Source organism: Acetatifactor muris (assembly GCF_024623325.1).
In the GTDB taxonomy this organism is placed as follows: domain Bacteria; phylum Bacillota; class Clostridia; order Lachnospirales; family Lachnospiraceae; genus Acetatifactor; species Acetatifactor muris.
On the sequence record NZ_JANJZD010000011.1, the window covers coordinates 74701 to 93629 of the forward strand.

The 18929-nt window shown below is 49.2% G+C and carries 16 protein-coding genes; 3 read left to right on the top strand and 13 right to left on the bottom strand.

Annotation, left to right across the window (positions count from 1 at the left end):
• Positions 1-32: 32 nt before the first annotated feature.
• The 4 genes from NSB25_RS12205 to NSB25_RS12220 form a co-directional block, all read right to left on the bottom strand.
• Positions 33-929, bottom strand: a complete 897-nt coding sequence (locus NSB25_RS12205; RefSeq protein ID WP_103239955.1) for a family 43 glycosylhydrolase — start codon at positions 927-929, stop codon at positions 33-35.
• A 102-nt stretch (positions 930-1031) separates the two neighbouring features.
• Positions 1032-2639, bottom strand: a complete 1608-nt coding sequence (locus NSB25_RS12210) for an extracellular solute-binding protein (RefSeq protein WP_103239954.1) — start codon at positions 2637-2639, stop codon at positions 1032-1034.
• Positions 2640-2793: 154 nt separating this feature from the next.
• Positions 2794-3675: a carbohydrate ABC transporter permease gene (locus tag NSB25_RS12215; RefSeq protein WP_103239953.1), complete on the bottom strand. Its 882-nt coding sequence runs from the start codon at positions 3673-3675 to the stop codon at positions 2794-2796.
• A gap of 11 nt (positions 3676-3686) precedes the next feature.
• A complete protein-coding gene (locus NSB25_RS12220) occupies positions 3687-4622 on the bottom strand; it encodes an ABC transporter permease (RefSeq protein WP_242982418.1) in 936 nt (311 codons plus the stop codon).
• 394 nt (positions 4623-5016) lie between these two features.
• Here NSB25_RS12220 and NSB25_RS12225 point away from each other — a divergent pair, with 394 nt between their 5' ends.
• Complete coding sequence (locus NSB25_RS12225; protein ID WP_103239951.1) at positions 5017-5955, top strand: ArsR/SmtB family transcription factor; 939 nt, start codon at positions 5017-5019, stop codon at positions 5953-5955.
• 34 nt (positions 5956-5989) lie between these two features.
• On the opposite strand, the gene NSB25_RS12230 is transcribed toward NSB25_RS12225, so the two are convergent.
• The 5 genes from NSB25_RS12230 to NSB25_RS12250 form a co-directional block, all read right to left on the bottom strand.
• Entirely contained in the window at positions 5990-6955 is a 966-nt protein-coding gene (locus tag NSB25_RS12230; protein ID WP_103240016.1) for an ArsR/SmtB family transcription factor, read from the bottom strand.
• Positions 6956-6971: 16 nt separating this feature from the next.
• Positions 6972-8063 carry a dipeptidase gene (locus NSB25_RS12235; protein ID WP_103239950.1) on the bottom strand — a complete coding sequence of 364 codons (1092 nt, stop codon included), beginning with the start codon at positions 8061-8063 and terminating at the stop codon, positions 6972-6974.
• Positions 8064-8093: 30 nt separating this feature from the next.
• The gene (locus tag NSB25_RS12240; protein WP_103239949.1) at positions 8094-9497 is read right to left on the bottom strand and encodes a uracil-xanthine permease family protein; all 1404 of its coding nucleotides are present in this window, start codon (positions 9495-9497) and stop codon (positions 8094-8096) included.
• A gap of 196 nt (positions 9498-9693) precedes the next feature.
• Positions 9694-10833: a GDSL-type esterase/lipase family protein gene (locus tag NSB25_RS12245; protein WP_103239948.1), complete on the bottom strand. Its 1140-nt coding sequence runs from the start codon at positions 10831-10833 to the stop codon at positions 9694-9696.
• 36 nt (positions 10834-10869) lie between these two features.
• Positions 10870-12018, bottom strand: coding sequence for an MBOAT family O-acyltransferase (locus tag NSB25_RS12250; RefSeq protein ID WP_242982417.1), 1149 nt, complete (start codon positions 12016-12018; stop codon positions 10870-10872).
• A 473-nt stretch (positions 12019-12491) separates the two neighbouring features.
• On the opposite strand from NSB25_RS12250, the gene NSB25_RS12255 reads away from it, so the two are divergent.
• Complete coding sequence (locus tag NSB25_RS12255) at positions 12492-13250, top strand: DUF6062 family protein (RefSeq protein ID WP_103239946.1); 759 nt, start codon at positions 12492-12494, stop codon at positions 13248-13250.
• Between the two features lie 42 nt (positions 13251-13292).
• Here the strand turns inward: NSB25_RS12255 and NSB25_RS12260 are convergent, their stop codons facing one another.
• Positions 13293-13928, bottom strand: a complete 636-nt coding sequence (locus tag NSB25_RS12260; protein ID WP_103239945.1) for a TetR/AcrR family transcriptional regulator — start codon at positions 13926-13928, stop codon at positions 13293-13295.
• Positions 13929-14297: 369 nt separating this feature from the next.
• On the opposite strand from NSB25_RS12260, the gene NSB25_RS12265 reads away from it, so the two are divergent.
• Complete coding sequence (locus NSB25_RS12265; protein WP_103239944.1) at positions 14298-14660, top strand: hypothetical protein; 363 nt, start codon at positions 14298-14300, stop codon at positions 14658-14660.
• A 52-nt stretch (positions 14661-14712) separates the two neighbouring features.
• Here NSB25_RS12265 and pdxR read toward each other — a convergent pair whose 3' ends face one another.
• From pdxR to NSB25_RS12280, 3 genes are all read right to left on the bottom strand, one after another.
• A complete protein-coding gene (gene pdxR / locus NSB25_RS12270; RefSeq protein ID WP_103239943.1) occupies positions 14713-16170 on the bottom strand; it encodes a MocR-like pyridoxine biosynthesis transcription factor PdxR in 1458 nt (485 codons plus the stop codon).
• A 27-nt stretch (positions 16171-16197) separates the two neighbouring features.
• Positions 16198-17046, bottom strand: coding sequence for a DUF2225 domain-containing protein (locus NSB25_RS12275; protein ID WP_103240015.1), 849 nt, complete (start codon positions 17044-17046; stop codon positions 16198-16200).
• 143 nt (positions 17047-17189) lie between these two features.
• Positions 17190-18860, bottom strand: coding sequence for a glutamine--tRNA ligase/YqeY domain fusion protein (locus NSB25_RS12280; protein ID WP_103240014.1), 1671 nt, complete (start codon positions 18858-18860; stop codon positions 17190-17192).
• Positions 18861-18929 lie beyond the last annotated feature (69 nt).

Genomic DNA, 18929 nt, shown 5'->3' on the forward strand with positions numbered 1-18929 from the left:
TGTTTTAGTTCCGCAATTACCGCTGAATTCCGCTATCGTCCATCTCTCTGTTCTTCCGCCAGCACAGGTCTTCCGTCCCGGAATTCCAGCTTCCTTCTGGTAATTCTCCAGGTCTCTCCGTCAAATCCCTGATAGAACAGCCATGCCGTGCCGTCTTCATCCCGAAATGCAAAAGGATGACCAGATTCTTCCGCATTCCAGCTGCCGGGCTCTCCGTTGGCCAGAAAGGGCACGGAATCCAGCTTTTCAAAATGAATCCCATCCTCCGTTACCGCACAGCCAATCTGCTGCGGCTTCCGGTTATAGGCCCCGCCATAAAACAGATACAGCCGATCTCCATCTGTCACACAGGCCGGCGCTTCCGTGCATTCCTGCTCCCAGACCATCTCCGGCGCCAACACCGCGTGTCTGCAGGCCTGGGTCCAGCTGTCACGGGAGAAATCCGACGTAAGCGACGTCCACGCCGCTCCCAGCTTCTGAATCCGCATTTCATGATCCCTGGTGGCAAAATACAGATAATACCTGTCCTTAAATCGGCAGACATCCGCGTCTATAGCCCGTCCGCAGCACCAGTCTGCCGTCGGTCGGAAGACGGGATTGCTCTCGTCCTTCTCAAAATGAAGGCCATCCGCCGACCAGGCGTGGCAGATGGCATCTTTTTCCCAGGTGCCGTAAGTCTGATAAAACAGATGAACTTTTCCATCCCGTACAACAGCTCCCGGCGCTCCCACACCGGTGCTCTCACACTCCTGTGTTATGGGAAACCGTCCATATTCCTGCCACTGTTCCATATCCTCGGAAAACGCGATCCCGATTCCCAGCGTATCCCCAAAGTACACACTGTAGTAAAGGAAATAACGCTCTCCCAGCCTTACTACAGCCGGGTCCTTTGCAAATGGCGCCTCTGCCAGATTACTTGTAAAAAGCATTTCTATCCCTCCAATTTCAGTGCTGATTTCACTTATAGCAAGAAAGGCTGCTGTGTAATCTGCAGCAGCCCTCCCTATCGTTAAATTATTGACTGGTTTTCATCAGTTTCCTGCAAAATGATCTCTCCGCTCCTGCTCAATGGTTTCTACCCCCGCATCCTTCAATGCTGCCATATAGGACGCATAGTTGTCTTCAAATTCCGCTTCCGGACAGGTAATCAGCTTTACAACCCACTCTTCCTTCACCAGATTGATGTCTGCGGCCAGCTCCGGCTGAGAAGGTGATGTGTACAGAGAGTCATCAATATCATTGATATAATCGCCTGTCAGAGCATGCTCGTAATCCGCAATGACGTGATCCTCATATCCGGGATACTTGAACGCCGTGCTCTTGCTGAAGATACTGGGATCTGCAAAATAACCCGAGTTTCCGGTGAGGAACAGGTCCACGTTGACCCAGTCCTTGTCCTTGGAGTTATAAGCCGCATCAATCACGATAGGAGCTCCCTCCTCCAGATTATAGTGCTCGCCTTCAAATCCATGAGAAATCACGAAACCGCCTTCTTCCGTGCACAGCCAGTCCAGATAGGTCATGCAGGCTTCCACTGTCTCCGCATCCGCACTCTTCGGGCAGAATGCGATCAGTCCGCCGGGAGAGTAAATGGTACTGTACTGCTTTCCGTCCCAGATATTCTGCAGAGGCGGAATGGATACCAGGTCAGCCGAGGGATCGTTCTCCTGCAGAGTCTGCAGTCTGCTGCCTCTGGACAGATCCACACTGGCAATCACATGATCCTCAAAGGTCGCATATCTGCCGTTCACGATAAAACTGGTAAAGTCATCGCCGGAACGCGCATAATATTCCTGGTCCATCAATCCATTATTATACAGTTTGTTCTTAAATTTGTACAGCTCTTTCATGCCTTCGTCAAAATAATCTCTTGTAAGTTTGCAGGCAATCAGAGATTCCGTAGGGTCGGTAGCCAGTTTGGAGAATGCCGCAAGGAAATATCCGTCATCCCACGTGCTGGTTCCGATGATATCAGTTCTTCCATCCGGATTTTCCTTCACCATCTTCTCCACAAAGTCATACAGTTCATCCGTTGTGGTGGGTACCTGCAGATTCAGTTCATCCATCCAGTCTTTTCTCACATAGAAATTGCTTCTGGCCGTGGTGGCACGTCTGGCAATAATACCGCAAAGCTCCTCGCCGCCTGTCAGCCTGCCGTAGTCAATGACATCCTGCCCCAGATAGGACTTCATGTTCAGGGCCTGGTCAGCGCCATCCACAAACTCGGACAAATCCCATACACCGCCCTGCTCATAGTATTCCTGGGCAATGGAATAAGTATAGGTCAGAACGATATCCGGAGCCGTGTCTCCTGCCATGGCGCTGCGCAGCCAGTTGACTTCGTCTCCTCTGGGCACTGTGACAAATTCCACGTTAATGCCCACCGCACTCATTTTCTCCTGAATGTACCTGGTCCACTTATTGTCTGTGATTGTAGATCCCTCGGGGCTGTTCTCACGATCCCACAGCTCCACCTGAATTGTCACCCCGTCAAACTGTTTGGACCCGAATGTGGTCTGGTACTGGCTGGCAGATTCAGACTGTTCGCCTTCTGCCCCCCCCGGATGTCTCTTCGGAAGAGTTGTTGGCAGCCGCACTGGATCCGCCCGCAGCCGAACTGCCCGACTGGGAATCTCCATTGCCGCATCCGGTAAGTAATGCAGCCAGAAGCGATACTGTCAGCAGCCCTGAAATCAGTTTCTTTTTCATAATGATACCTTCCTTTCTTAATTAAGAATAATCTATGAATACCGTAAGGTTTTCTTTAATACCTTTTACGGTTTTCATCCATTTTCATCCTTTCACAGACCCCAGCATGACACCCTTGACAAAATACTTCTGCAGCCAGGGATAGACAATCAGAATCGGAATGGTGGATACTGCTACCGTAGCCATTTTCAGAGACTGAGGCATTACCACCGTCCCGCCCACATCATCGGCTGCATTTCCCAGCTCGCTCCCGAACAGCATATTTCTCAGTCTGAGCTGCAGGGTATATTTGTCGCCGTCCTGAATATAAATCAACGCGTCAAAGTAGGAATTCCAGTAGCCCACCGCATAAAACAATCCGATGGTGGCAATCACTGCCAGAGAAAGCGGAAGAACGATTTTAAACAGCACCTGCATATACGAAGCACCGTCTATCCGTGCCGCATCCTGGAGACTGTCCGGCAGTTCTCTGAAAAATGTCCTCATGACAATAAAGTTAAATACGCTGATGGACTGTGGAATAAAAAGTGCTCCCAGCGTATTGTACAGCCCCACGCCCTTTACCACCAGAAAGGTGGGAATCATGCCGCCGCCGAAATACATGGTGAACAGAATAAAACCTGTCATCACACGCCTGCCCGGCAAATCCTGAATGGAAAGGCCATAGGCCGCAAGAATGGTAAGCACCAGGCTCAAAGCCGTGCCCAGCAAAGTGATCAGAACCGTAGTTCTCATGGCGGTCCAGATTGTGGTCCTTCCCAGAATCTGCTTATATGCCTCTATGGTGAAATCTATCGGGTAAAAAGTCACCTTCCCTGAAAGCACCGGATTATATCCGCTGAGGGAACAGGCCAGCACATTCAGAAACGGATACAGACATGCAAAGGCCAGCAGGGTAATCAGGACATAAATGACAGCCATACCAATTGAGAATTTCTTTTTCTTTCCTGCAGTTTTCGCAGCCATGCTCTCACCTCCTATATAATCCCTTCCTCGCCGATTGCTTTCGCAAATTTATCGGCGGCAAGCAGAATCACAATGTTAACCACTGACTGAAACAGACCAATGGCAGTGGATTGGCTGTACTGCGCTTTTTCAATACCGATTCTGTATGTATAGGTACTGATTACTTCCGAGACGCCCATCACCCTGGAATTTCCCAGAAGCAAAGGCGCATCCAGTCCGATAGACATCATTTTCGATATATTGAGAATCAGCATGGTCACAATCACTGACTTGATACTGGGAACCGTTATGTAGACCAGACGCTGAAACTTGGAAGCACCGTCCAGATAAGCCGCTTCATAAAGGCTCTCATCCACCCCGGTCAGGGCTGCCAGATAGATAATGGTTCCCCAGCCGATTTCCTTCCACACATTACAGATTACATAGGTAAATATCCACCAGCCTTCGCTGCTCAGAAAAGGAACGGGTTCCAGTCCTATTCTCTGCAGGACAGCGTTAATGGTTCCCTCCTGCAGGGCAAACAGGTTCGTCGCAATACCGGCCACCACAACCCAGGATATGAAATGGGGAAGATAAAGTACAGACTGTGTCACTTTCTTGAACTTCACCCCTCTGATTTCATTCAGCATCAGCGACACGATAATGGTGAGCGGAAAACTGACTGCCAGCGCCGCAAAGTTCAGCAGGAAAGTATTCTTAATCGCCGACCAGAAATTCTTATTTGCGAAAATCTTCCGGAACACGGAAAATCCTGCCCATTCACTCTTGAAGACACCCTGAAAGATATTGTAGTCCTTGAAAGCAATAGTAATTCCATACATGGGCGCATACCGGAATACGATAAAATATACGATTACCGGCAAAAGCATAATGTAGACCCATTTGTAGTTCCATGCCTTGACAAGCGTACGCCTGACATCTCCCTTTCTCTTTCTGCCTCGCATCATAACCCTCCTCTTTTACATAAAAAATTGTGTTCTGCCAGCCTCCTGGTTTAAAGCATAAATTCTGTCTTATTTCTTTCTTGTATTCCGTTTTTATATTTTTATTTCTATATATTTTATGTATTTATTTTTCTATATAATATACTATTTATCTAATGATGTCAATTATTTTTTAATTATTTTTGTAATATTACCTATTTATCTTCCATTTATTTCCATATTTTATATTTTAATCAACTCCATTTTATACATATATTATATTTTTATTTGCAGGAATTTGATTTTTATCTACAGATTTGTTATAATAGCCAATATTGAACCTTCAAACATATGGACCGTTTTCGCCTCCGGCTAAACGATTGCATACATATTCATCAGACAGAAAGGACTTTTCCTTATGAAACAGACTCTGCTCCTAAATTTAAAAAATACGGAAACACTCTCCAATGTAGGCAAAGCGCTTTCCGCTCCCGTACGCCTGGAAATCCTGGAATACCTGGCCAAATCACCTGCCATAATCTCTGAGATTGCGGCAGCTTTTAAGCTTCCTCTTTCCAGCACCGCACTGCATATCAGAGTTCTGGAAAACGCCGGCCTGATTTTCGTCCGGCCCATCCCCGGTTCCAAAGGCTCTCAGAAGTTATGCAGCATTCAGATTGATAAAATACAGATTAATATGTTCCAGGAAGAAGATGCCGCACTTCCTGATTATCTGTATCGGGAATCCATGCCCGTAGGCAGTTATTTTGACTATAGTGTGATGCCTTCCTGCGGCATGGCATCAGAGCAGAATAATCTGGGATTTGAGGATAATATCAGTGTCTTTGTCAGCCCTTCCAGATACAGGGCTCAGCTTATATGGCTCAGCTGTGGTTTTCTGGAATACCGATTCTCCAATACATTTTTTAAAGGCAATTCTGTAAACCGTGTCAGATTCTCTTTTGAAATCTGTTCTGAAGCTTTGGGATACAATAACGACTGGCCTTCCGATATCACAATTTCCGTCAACACTCATGAGATTGGCATTCTGCACTGCAGGGGCGATTTCGGCGGGCGCAAAGGCGTCCTGAATCCCGACTGGTGGTATGCCACTTCCAGCCAGTACGGCGAACTGCGCACCTTTGAAATCACAGATAAAGCCTGTTACATCGATGGTATTCAGGTCAGCAGGGAAAATATCTACACATTGGGAGTGCCTTACGGCGATTACATCAAATTCAGACTGGAATCAAAACGAGATGCCAGATATTGTGGTGGATTTAACTTGTTTGGAGAGAAATTCGGGGATTATCCCCAGGACATCGTTATGGAACTTTACAACGATGAAAAAGAATAAGATAAAAAGTCAGGGGGCTGTCACAGCCCCCTTTTTAGTGAGTTTCCCGCTCTGTCTGACTGTTGTCAATTTTCACATTCATCACAAGCCCCTGGGCATAATCTCCGAACTTTTCTCCGAAGAGATTCATTCCCCCCACATGGGCCGCATCAGGCTGAACTCCCAGCTTAAAGCTGATATAGTTGCCTTCCCGCAGGCAGAGCGTGTCCAGGTTTTTCTCTGAACACTTCACATCATTTTCATAGCATCCAAGCTGGTTGACCTTAATCGTCTTGTATTCTCCGTACTGTGTCATGGAATCTCCCCACCACTCCGGATTCAGCCGCCCTCTTCTGCCGCCGAAATCCCCTTTGGAATGAATGGTGGTTACTTCCTGTCCGTTCACCCATACGGTAATATCCGACGGCCAGTCATTCTGATAGCCCGGTGCCTCTGAGCAGATTTCAAAGGAAAAAGCCACCTCCCTGATTATGGCGTTCTTCATCAGGTATGTCGGAAAACGATATTCCAGATATCCCGTGTTAAACCAGAGAAGCTGTGCCTCATGCCTGTCATGACAGTAAAAGCTGGAGACAAAATCCTCTACACCCAGGTATCCCTTTTCACTGATAATCCCGCAGTTGCCCGCTATTTCACAATCAAAATAATTGCCCACAGGCATGGGAAACTGCAGCACTTTTCCGTCCGCATGATCTGCTTTATGCCGGAATGCGTCAAAATAGATGTCTTCAAATGCCATACCGCACACCTTCTGTGCGCCGCGCACTCCCGGCTTTTCCACCAGCGATATCATGCCCGCCTCCTCCAGCACCTTCACATGCAGCGCCGCGGAGGAAGCAGGCAGTCCCACCGCAGCCGCGATTTCACTGATATTGGCCGAATGTTCTATCAGCAGCTTTAAAATCTCCAGCCGCACCTCCGAAGACAGCGCCTTACCTACCAGCGCTGTCTTCTCCGGCTTCGTTAAATCAAGTGTAATTCTCTTCTTGCTTGCCTTCACAATTCCCCCTGCCTTCTCATAACGTATCCCGATATACCCGCAGCACATTCCGCCAGAAAATCTTCTCTGCCTGGTCCTCGGAGAATCCGGCTGCACAGAGAGCACTCCACAGTCTGTCCATGCTCTGGGCCCCCGGCAGCTCTTCGTGAGTGTCAATGCCGTCAAAATCGCTTCCAAGCCCCAGCACTTCGATTCCGCCCACAGAAACAATATGCTTCGCATGGCGTACCACCGCCGCTATGGTTCCCGGATTTCTCTCTCCCAGAGGCTTCTCCTCCAGAAAATCCGCACAGAAATTCAGTCCCATGACGCCGCCCCGCTCAGAGAGCTTCCGAATCATGTCATCTGTCATATTCCGCACACAGGGACATACGGCTCTGGCATTGGAGTGGCTGGCCACAAAAGGCTTCCCGGTCGCTTCCAGCACATCATAAAATCCGGCATCGGAGAGATGAGACACGTCGGGAATCATCCCCAGCTTCTCCATCTCCGCCACCATTTCCCTGCCCTTCTCAGTCAGTCCGCCGGTCAGATCAGGCGTGTGATAATAGCCTGCAAAGGCAGCTTCCGCCGCCTGTCTTTTCTCCTCTCTCTCCTGTGCAGAGACATGAGAATCACAGTTCTTCCAGGCTTCCATTACCGATTTCACCTTTTCCGCATACCGGGAAGAATTCAGATTGGGATGGCCGATTTCATTGTCAAAATTCCAGGTAAGCGTCATCATGCGGACGCCCATCTGATACAATTCCCTGAGCTTCTCCGGCTCTCCTTTACATACGCCGCCCTCTTCCACCGTGAGCAGAGACGACAGCCTTCCCTCCGCTTCGTTCTTCTGAATATCGGAAAAGCAAAGTACCGGCGCCAGAATGTCCCTGTTTTGCTCCAGCTCTTCCTGATAAAGCCGGTACAGGCTGCACACCTGCTCCCAGGGGTCGGAGACGCTCTTCAGAGGGACAAACAAAGCAAAATTCTGGATCAGATATCTGCTTTCCTTCATCCGCAGCAAATCAATATGACGGTTGTTCTGCCGGAGTCCCTCCGGCTCTCCCTGCTCCTTCAGAGCAAGCAGTCCGCTGATGGTATCACAGTGCATGTCAATTACTTTCATAGACAAATGGCCTCCTGATTTAGTCCCCCTTTACTTATCCGAGCGGCCGCGTACGGCGAAGTCTACTCCTGTGTGTTTCGGGTTGTCATCATCAAAGTTATAATCCTTTCCCGGCAGCACGGCATTCAGAATAATTCCTGTCAAAGCACCCACAGCGATGCCGGAAAACCGGATGGTCAGTTCTCCCACAGAGAAAGCCACCGCACCCGCCGCGCTATAGTTGATGCCGATGGACAGCACCAGTATCAGGGCGGCAATAATCACATTGCGGCTCTTCGCAAAGTCCACCTGCGTCTCCACAATATTGCGGACTCCCACTGCGGAAATCATGCCGTAAAGCACCAGGGACACGCCGCCGCAGGTAGCAGTGGGCATACATCCGATAACAGCGGCAAACTTCGGCGAAAAGGAGAACAAAATGGCGAACAGCGCCGCCATCCGGATGACCAGCGGATCGAACACCTTTGTCAGAGCCAGTACACCTGTGTTCTCACCGTAGGTAGTATTGGCCGGCGCGCCGAACATGGCTGCCATAATGGTTGCAAGTCCGTCACCCAGAAGTGTTCTGTGCAGTCCCGGATCCTTTATATAATTTTTCCCTACTGTAGATGATATGGCGGAAACGTCTCCGATATGCTCCACAATGGTAGCCAGTGCAATGGGCACAATGGTAATGACAGAGGTGATCAGCAGGGATACATTCCCGTCAGACAACGCCCAGAATGCCGTCCTGTTCCAGTGAACGGGGAACCCGATCCACGCCGCTTCCTTCACAGCAGTGAAATCAACCCTGTTCAGTACCGCTGCCAGCGCATAAGAGCCGATGACGCCGATAATAATGGGGACAATCTTCACCATTCCCTTACCCCAGATATTGCAGATAATCACCAGTGCAATGGCCACCACAGCAATCAGCCAGTCTGCTGAGCAGTTGTCAATGGCCGACTGAGAAAGTGTCAGGCCGATGGCAATGATAATAGGCCCTGTGACAATAGGAGGGAAAAAACGCATCACCTTGCCGGTACCGAATATTTTAATCAAAAGGGAAAGCAGAAGATATACCAGACCCGCACAGGCCACACCGAAGCAGGCGTACGGAAGAAGCGTCGAATTGTCCATGGCATTTCCGGATGCGTCCGCCATGGGAGCAATTGCCGCATAGCCGCCCAGAAAAGCAAAAGAAGAACCAAGGAATGCGGGTACTTTTCCTTTGGTCAGTAAATGGAACAGCAGGGTACCCAGACCCGCGAATAATAATGTGGTGGATACGTCAAGACCGGTCAGCATGGGTACCAGTATGGTGGCGCCGAACATGGCGAACATATGCTGTATTCCCAGTACAATGACCTTAGGTGCCCCCAGACTTTTCGCATCATAAATCGGAGTATCACCGATACTCTTTCCGCCGGGAGCGGTTTTCATTTCTCTGCTCATGAACTCTTCCTCCTGAATTGTTTACAGTCGCAATTTCCGCACTTTTGTCCACACGACTGTCCTGTCTGTCAGATGGCTTCCATAATCTGCCAATGGCTTCCCCCTCTGACGCCGTTTGCAGTGAACAGTTCAGCCGGTCTCTCCGACCCGCTGAACTGTTATCCACAGACTATGATAATGTCTCGTCACCCAACAGTCAAGAAGATATTGCATGAGACTTCAAATAATCTTTCCAGATTTCGATATATTTCGCTTTCAGATGTACGCCGTCAAAGGTATAATCGGGTATCATTCCCCCTGTCTCGTCACAGATCAGCGGATTCACGTCCAGATAGAAAATTGTCTCGTTGTCGGCAAGCTGTGCGATTCCCTCATTTCTGGCGTCAATTCCCTCATTATTAATGTAATCCCCCTGTGCAGACCGCTCCGATGTCACCCTGATAATTCCCTGCAGGTAGATGATTGCATCCGGCTGCAGCTCCCGCAGATGTGCCACCGCTCCCTGGTATGCCTCCAGAAAGCTCTCTACTGTGCCTGTTCCCATCTCATTGATGCCGATCATGAGATAAATTTTGGCAAAAGCATTCTGCTGCAGCGCTTCCTCCACACTTATCTTCCTTTTTTCACCGGGCACGGACACAATTTCGGAATCAAACATCTTATATACCGTCAGTCCTGTAGAGGCGTAAAAGGCAGCCGTCTCTTCCAGTCCGCCGTACTCAAACATGCCCACAGTTCTGGAATCTCCGATAAACACGGCATCCGAAAAATAATCATCCTCCACAGCCATATACACCGGCTCACTGCTTTCCGACGGTTCCTCCGGCATTCCGCCTGCGGAAGGTTCTGTCCCTGCCCCGTTCTCATTGGAAGCTCCCGTTCCTTCTCCTGTCTCTCCGCCCGAAGGAAGTCCATTGCTTCCATCTGCGGTGCCTTCCCCGGCAGCTTCTCCCTCCGTCGGGCCAAAACCTTCCTCCCCGGGCAGATGACTGCCCTCCTCGCCCACAACGGACGGGCCTTCCCCCGGGTTCTGCGCCGGATCGCTGTCCGGTACATCCCCTGTACCGGGGACATTCCCGCTTTCTCCTGCCCCGGAACTGGTATCCTCTCCGGCAGCCGCTCCCTCCTGCCCGCCGGCACTGTTCTCCGAGCCGCCTCCCTCTGTGATTCCTCCGCCGGCTGCGAACAGATTCCCCAGCCCGGAATCCTCATACCAGCTCTGAATCCGCATAAGCGGCTTCGCATATACCTGCCAGTTATCCACACTGTTCAGATACACCGCACCTGTGCCCACAAGCATAATCATATAAGACCACTTTTTCAGCCATTTTATCATTCAAAACACATCTCACTTTCACGATGTCTCAATCCGTCAGAAATCCCGATACATAAACGGATTCTGCCCCTCTCTCTGCAGTCTCCAGACACACCACCAGAAAAGCAGAACCAGGAAAACCATTCCCGGCAAAGTGTCCTTAAACCGTCGGAACAGCTTCTGTACCGCCGCCGTACAGGCAAAGCCTCCCACGGCAAACAGCCATCCATAATTCGTCAGCGCCTTCAGCCAGTCCCCCGCGCTGACCCGTATGCCGTCAACCACATGGAACATCCTTCCCAGAAAAATCTGGAGCTGATTGATGTCCGTGACGGCAAAGCAAATCCAGGTCACAGGAATAAATGCCCACAGATAAAGAAAAGCAAGCAGCTTCCCGGGCCCCTTCTCCAGGTACTTCCACACACCCAGACGATTCAGCTGTCTCTCCAGCACAATCGCCAGCCAAAGCAGCATTCCCCAAATCAGAAAATTTGCCGTACCTCCATGCCAGATTGCCGTCAGAAACCAGACTGCCAGCAGATTACAGACAGTCCGGAATTCTCCTCTGCGGTTACCGCCCAGAGGAATATACACATAGTTACAGAACCATCTGCCCAGGGTTATATGCCATCTCCGATAAAATTCTCTCACAGAGCCTGCCATATACGGCGTGCGGAAATTTTCCGGCAGTTCAAACCCCAGCATCTTCCCCAGGCCTCTGGCCATCAGCGAATAACCGTAAAAGTCAAAGTAAATCTTCAGAGAGTAGGCAACCGCCGCCAGCCACGCCAGCGGAGTAGAGATACTCTCAAATCCGGTTACCTGCACTTCCTGCCAGAGCAGCCCGATTCTGTCTGCCAGCATCACCTTTGCCGCCAGTCCCATGGTAAAGACTTTCAATCCCTCCTGCACACCGGGAACCGTGAACTTACGCCTGTGCAGCGCCGTCTCTACCTCGCTGTAGTAGACAATGGGCCCCGAGAGCAGACGTGGGAACATGGTAATATAAGTGGCAAATACCACAAAGGAGGGTTCCCCCTTCCGGCCGCTGCGGTACAGATCAATCAAATAAGATAAAAGCTGAAACGTATAAAAGCTGATTCCCAGCGGAAGACCTCTTTCCCCCAGTCCGCCTTTAAAAAATGCCAACGGCATCAGGTTCAGCATAATCGCCGTAATCAACAGCAATCTGCGTCTTCTTTCCAATCTTTTATTTCTTTTCTTATTTTTTCCCTTTAGTCTTTCTCTTCGCCCCAGATGCAGACTGATAAAATAATTGACCACCACGGATATCATGAGGATCAACAGAGACCGCGGTTCTCCCAGCGCATAGAAAACAAGACTCCCTGACAGGAGTGTCATGTTTTTCATTTTATCCGGGGTCAGTGCATATGCCAGCAAAAAAAGCGGAAGAAAAAAGAGTAAGAATTCTATACTGCTGAATACCAAGAATTATCACATCTTTCGTAACTTCATTACTACTATATTATCCTTCCTCACACCACTTTTCAACTTAAAAAAAATTAATTTAAAAAAGCGACTTGTCACAAAAATGTAGCAATTATGTAAAAACTGTTGTAAACTGATGGAAGAGACCATGAGTCTGTGCGGCAAAGGTACAGAAAGAGACCCGCACACAATGGTAAAGCGAATTATTATTCACAATAGAAAGGATTTTTATGAAAGAACAATTATACACCATCCCCTTAAATGACGCCGTCAATGCAGGTGACGAATGTCCCTTTTGCTTTATTGAGAGAAATGTGGAGCAGGACCTGCTGGACTTTGTGCTGGGCAGCGGTTCCTCCTACATGGAAGCCGACATCCGTGAGATGACGGATAAGGCAGGTTTCTGCAGACAGCATTTCCAGAAAATGTTCGATTACGGCAATACCCTGGGCAACGCCTGGATTCTGAAAACCCACTATCAGAAAATCATCAGTGAGATGAAAAATGAGTTCTCCCATTTCCGCCCCGGCAAATCCTCCTTTAAGGATAAATTCCGCAAGGCGGCAGAAGGCGGCAATGCCATCGGCATGTGGGTAAAGGAGAAAGAAAATTCCTGTTACATATGCAGTCATTTCGCCGACACCTACACCCGGTACATGGATACCTTTTTCTATCTGTGGAAGCAGGACGAAGAATTCCGGAAAAAAATCGAAAACGGGAAAGGCTTCTGCCTCCATCACTTCGGAGACTTGTGCGAAGCGTCTGACAGCAGACTGTCAAACAGTGAAAAAGACAGCTTTTATCACACCATGTTCCCCCTGATGGAGAACAACATGGCACGTCTGGCGGAAGATGTGGCCTGGATGGTGGAAAAATTCGATTACCGCAACAAAGACGCCGACTGGAAGAACTCCAGAGACGCCATCCAGCGCGGCATGCAGAAACTAAAGGGCGGCTATCCGGCGGACGGCCCTTACAAGCCCAAATAAACCACCGGCATTCCCTCTGAAATCGTTCCCAATGAGAATTCATCACACAGGATTCTCATCGGGAATGAAGGAACCTGTTTCATATATCATATTCCGAATCATGTCCAGATAACCGCAGATTTCCTCGTACAGCATTTCCGGCTGAAAGGAAGCGTCCTGGAATCGCTCTGCCAGCAGTCCCTTGACGGTAAAGTCCAGCATCTTCCGCAGCTTTTCGCCGTCCACGCCCCCGGGCAGCGCATCGTAATCAATCTGATTCCCGATTGTGGCATAAGTCTCTGCCAGGTCGCTGCGTTTCTCCTCCACAGACAAAAGCGCCTCACAGGAGTCCTCCCACTGAGAACGATTCAGAAACTGCTGCATATAAGGATAGCCCTTCATGGCCCGCATCCTGGCATATTCGATTTGTTTCATGACAGTGAAAAGGTCCTTCTCACCGGCATTTACAGTGGACCGCAGTTCCAGGTTCATATACCTGACGCTGTAATCATAGACAAAGCGATAAGCACCCAGCTTACTGCCGAAATAATGAAACAGAAGTCCCTTGCTGACGGCGGCTTCTCTGACAATGTCGTCCGTACTGCCATGGCGGTAGCCCTGAAGCGCAAATACCTTCAGCGCGGCGTTAATCATTCTGTCCTGCTTTTCTTTTTTCAGATCAAAAAACTTACTGTTCATTTCCGGTGCTCCTGATTATGATAAAATCATTATACCATGATTATAGTTCAATCATGGTATGGATGGCCATTCGGCCGCTTCATGCCGGGCATATGTGCATATTATACCATGTGCGCAGAAAAGGAAGCGCCCCGAAGGGGCATTTACTTTTCAAGCCATGGACTTCCAGGTATAATGCATCACGCAGTGATGGCAAGTCAGCGCAGGCTGACTTGTATTCTGCGAATGCAGAATCATTATACCATACTCCCTCCCCTCCGGGGAATGAAATCCTAAAATTTTTCATAAATTTGTGTATATTCCCTTTTCAATTCTGCAAAATAGTATTAATATTAATTGGTATAAACAACCAATTGAAAGGAGTTACCTATGGCCAGAAAATTTGGAAAATTTCTACTCTTTACCGCTGCAGTGGGTTCTGCTGCCGCCGCTGTTTATTACTTTATGAAAAAGGAATCTGCAAAGGAAATCGTCGACGAAGATTATGATGATTTCAGCGATGATTCCGAAGCGGAATCCGAAAGCTCCCGCAGCTATGTCTCACTGAATCCGGAAGACGCCTCCGCAGAATCTGCTGATGAGAAAGAGGAGGTTCCTGAAAAGCAGGAGAGCTCCTTTACCCCGTTGTCAGAGCAGGTGGCACAGAGCACGGATAAGAACGAAGAAAGTGTGGAAGAATTTTTTGACGAAGAAGACAGTTCCGACGAGGAACCGCCCATCAATGATAACTGAGAAGAGCCGCTGAACAGCGGCCCTTCTGCTTTTGAGACACATTTCCCTGCTTCTATTGTTCCCAGGCTTCTCTCAAAAGCCTTGTTCCTTCTTCGATCTCTCTCTCTGTCAGGCCGCCGAATCCCAGCAGAACCGTGGCGCTGTCGGGTGCCTCCTCCACCATGCTTTCCGACAGTCCGTAAACCCGCACGCCTTTTTCCGCAGCCTGTTTCACCAGTTCCCGCTCCGGCATCCCCCGCTTCGCCGTCAGCAGAATATGCAATCCCGCATTCTCTCCGGATATCAGGAAATCTTTCCGCATGGGCTGCAGGCATTCCAGCAGAAGCTCATGCTTTGCCTGGTATATTTTTCTCATCTTATTCAGATGGCGTTCAAAGTACCCGTCGCGGATGAATTCATTCAGTATACTCTGGTCGATACGCGATACCGTACAGGAATAAAAGGAGAAATCTCTGCGATATTTTTCCAGCAGCTTATCCGGCAGAACCATAAAGCTGATACGAATGGCCGGCGCAATCGCTTTGGAAAATGTCCCCATATAAATCACCCTGCCGTGCCGGTCCGAGGCCTGCAGCGCCGGAATCGGTTTGCCGCGAAACCGATATTCACTGTCGTAATCATCCTCAATCAGGTATCTGTCCGGTTCCCCGTCCGCCCACTTCAACAGCTCCATTCTCCTTCCGATGGGCATCACCGTTCCTGTGGGAAACTGATGAGATGGCATGACATAGGCGGCGCTGACTTTTGCTTCTCCGAGCTTATCCGCCCGCATGCCGGACTCGTCCATATCCACGGTTGCTATGCGGTACGCGAAAGACTGAAACATTCTGTATGATCTCTTATAGGTGGGATTTTCCATGGCAATGCGAATATGCCGGCCCAGTATCTTCTCCAACAGAAGAAGCAGGTAATCATTTCCGGCTCCCACGATAACCTGTTCCGGCCTGCAGTTCACGCCTCTGGAAGAATGCAGATATCTGACAATGGTTCTGCGCAGCTCTTCATCCCCCTGAGATTCCCCCTTGGCAAACAAGTCGCTGTTTGCATATGTGAGTATATTTTTCGTGATTTTCTTCCAGACGCCGAAGGGAAACCCTGACATATCAATGTCAAAAGGAGAAAAATCCACAGAAAATTTCCCTTCTCCCACCGCTTCCGCTTTTCCCGGCTGCTTTCCCGGATCTGTCCTGCCTGTCCGCTCCGCTCCGGAAAGTGAACTGTGCTTCTCTTCCGCCCCGGATGCACTTTCTTCCTCCAGAAAAAACAGATCCTCCATGGGACATACAAAATATCCCTTACAGGGTCGGGACTCTATATAGCCTTCACTGAGCAGCTGACCATAGGCACAGTCCACTGTACTTCTGGCCACCTGCAGATATTCCGCCAGAAAACGTGTAGAAGGAAGCTTCTCTCCCGCGAGCAGCTTCCTCTCCCTGATTTCCTTTTTAATGTGTTCATAAATCTGCTCATACAGACAATTCCCGCCGTCTGTACGCAGCTGAAAAGTCATTTTATTCAAGCTTCTTCCCCACCTGCTTTACTTCCTGCTCTGCTCCCGCAGAATCTGCTCCTTCATCTCTCTGGCCTTATCCTTGATACGCGCGTTGGCTCCGGAAGAAGTGATGACAGTGCTCAGCAATTTGGTCGCCACATCATACTCTTTAAACCGTATAGCCAGAACGGACAACAGATAGTCAATGGTGATGGTATTCATTCCGCATATGGGAAACATTTCGCTCTGTCTGGCCTCCGTGAATCCCCTGTATGCATTCTCCAGGAACTCATTCTCCTGCTTTTCCAGATCTTCAATCAACTTTGTGTCCGGATTCTCCTTCTCCCGCAGGCTCTCTCCATAGCCCCTGAGCAGCCAGGCATTGCGCAGACAGATATATGCCTTTTCACTTGTTTTCGCACGTTTTACCACTGCATTTACCAACGCCAGTTTATAGCGCTCCATAGCCTGCTCATAACTGTAAGTCTCTTCGTCATAGGCAGTAAGATGTACTGTCTGGCTGATTTTTTCCTTAATTAATTTCGCCTGAGCCGATGTCACATTGGTAAAGTACCGAATCAACGCGGCATAGGCACAGACAGGGCACATTACCACCTCGTATTTGGCGGCATCAATATTCTCGTATCTGGCCCGCAGGTCCTGGTCTGATCCCAGCATCCGCGCCTTGCTTGTCTTCATGATTTTAGCCGTAAAGGAACTGTCACACACCGGGCAGACAAAAGATCTGTCATAAATCAGGTCCTTCTCCTGAGGCTTTGGCGGAGCAACAGGAGCAGGTTTACTCCTGCTCTCCTCCTTTTTCGGCTCCTCAAAAAGGTTCAGGCCTTCCATATTCCCCAGCCCAAGATTTTTTAACCCTGAAAAAATCCCCATCTCACCCCTCATACCTTTCCGCAGCCTGCCGTTCAGTATATGCCGAACCTGCAGAATCCAGCATATCAGGCAGACATACTATGGGTAAATCAAAAAAGTTTCGATTGCTTGCCGCACATTGCAAATCCAGGCTGCCATGCCTTTTAATTCTCTTTGGGTAATACAAAAGAGCTTTTCAGAGATACAATTCTGTTAAAGACAAGACCGTCCGGTCTGGAATCCCGGGAGTCCACACAGAAGAATCCCTGCCGTACAAACTGAAATCGCTCCGGGCTTACCGCTCCGGTCAGGCTCGGTTCCACGCGGCAATTCTTCATAACAGTGAGAGAATTCGGATTCAGATTAAGGCTTCCATCCTCCACATTATATACACCCTTCTCCTCATCAATGATATTCTCATACAGACGTATCTCCGCCGGAACGGCCGTGGAAGCCGCCACCCAGTGAATTGTGCCTTTTACTTTTCTTCCGTCAGGACTGTTCCCTCCTTTGGAAGCCGGATCATAGGTACAGTGTACCTGTGTAATCTTTCCATTCTCATCCTTAACGCAGCCTGTACATTTCACAAAATAAGCGTTCATCAGCCGCACTTCATTGCCCGGGAACATACGGAAATATTTCTTCGGGGGCTCCTCCATAAAGTCTTCCCGCTCAATATACAGCTCTCTTCCAAAGGGGACCTCTCTGCTGCCCAGGGTCTCGTTCTCCGGATTGTTCCCTACGGTCAGCATCTCTGTCTGTCCCTCAGGATAATTATCAATAATCAGCTTCACCGGGTCCAGAATTGCCATCACGCGGGGAGCCTTTGCCTTTAAATCCTCCCGGATACAGTACTCCAGCATGGCATAATCTGCTGTGGAGTGCGCTTTGGACACACCGCAGAGCTCCACGAATTTCCTGATGGAATCCGGCGTGAATCCACGTCTGCGCAGAGCGGCAATGGACACCAGCCTGGGGTCATCCCAGCCGTCCACAATCCCTTCCTGCACAAGCTTCTTGATATACCGCTTCCCTGTCACCACATTTTTCAGGTACAATTTCGCAAATTCTATCTGCTTCGGCGGACTGGGATATTCCAGTTCTCTCACAACCCAGTCATACAGCGGCCTGTGATCCTCAAATTCCAGCGTACAGATAGAATGGGTAATTCCCTCAATGGCGTCCTCGATGGGATGTGCAAAATCATACATGGGATAAATACACCATTTATCTCCGGTATTGTGATGTGTCATATGCGCCACACGGTAAATCACAGGATCCCGCATATTGATATTCGGCGAGGCCATGTCGATACGGGCCCGAAGCACTTTTTCTCCATCCGCATATTTTCCTTCCCGCATCTCTTCAAAAAGCTCCAGATTTTCCTCCACGCTGCGGCTGTTAAAAGGGTCGTCCCTGCCCGGTTCCGTCAGTGTTCCTCTGTATTCCTTAATCTGCTCCGCCGTCAGATCCGACACATAGGCTTTCCCCTTTTTAATCAGCTTTACCGCCGCTTCATACATCTCTCCGAAATAATCCGACGCAAAGAAGAGCCTGTCTTCCCAGTCGGCTCCCAGCCACTGGATGTCTTCTTTAATAGATTCCACGAACTCCACATCCTCTTTCGTGGGATTTGTGTCATCAAAACGCATATTGAATTTGCCATTGTACTGTCTGGCCAGTCCATAATTCAGAAGAATGCTTTTGGCATGTCCGATATGCAGATATCCGTTGGGTTCCGGCGGGAAACGGGTGTGCACAGTGTCACATACGCCCTCCGCCAGATCCCTGTCAATGATCGCTTCTATAAAATTTCTGGATTCTGTCTCACTCATACTCCTGTCCTTACCTTTCATCTCCTGCAGAGCCCATGCATTACGGTACATTATATCATACGCATCCAT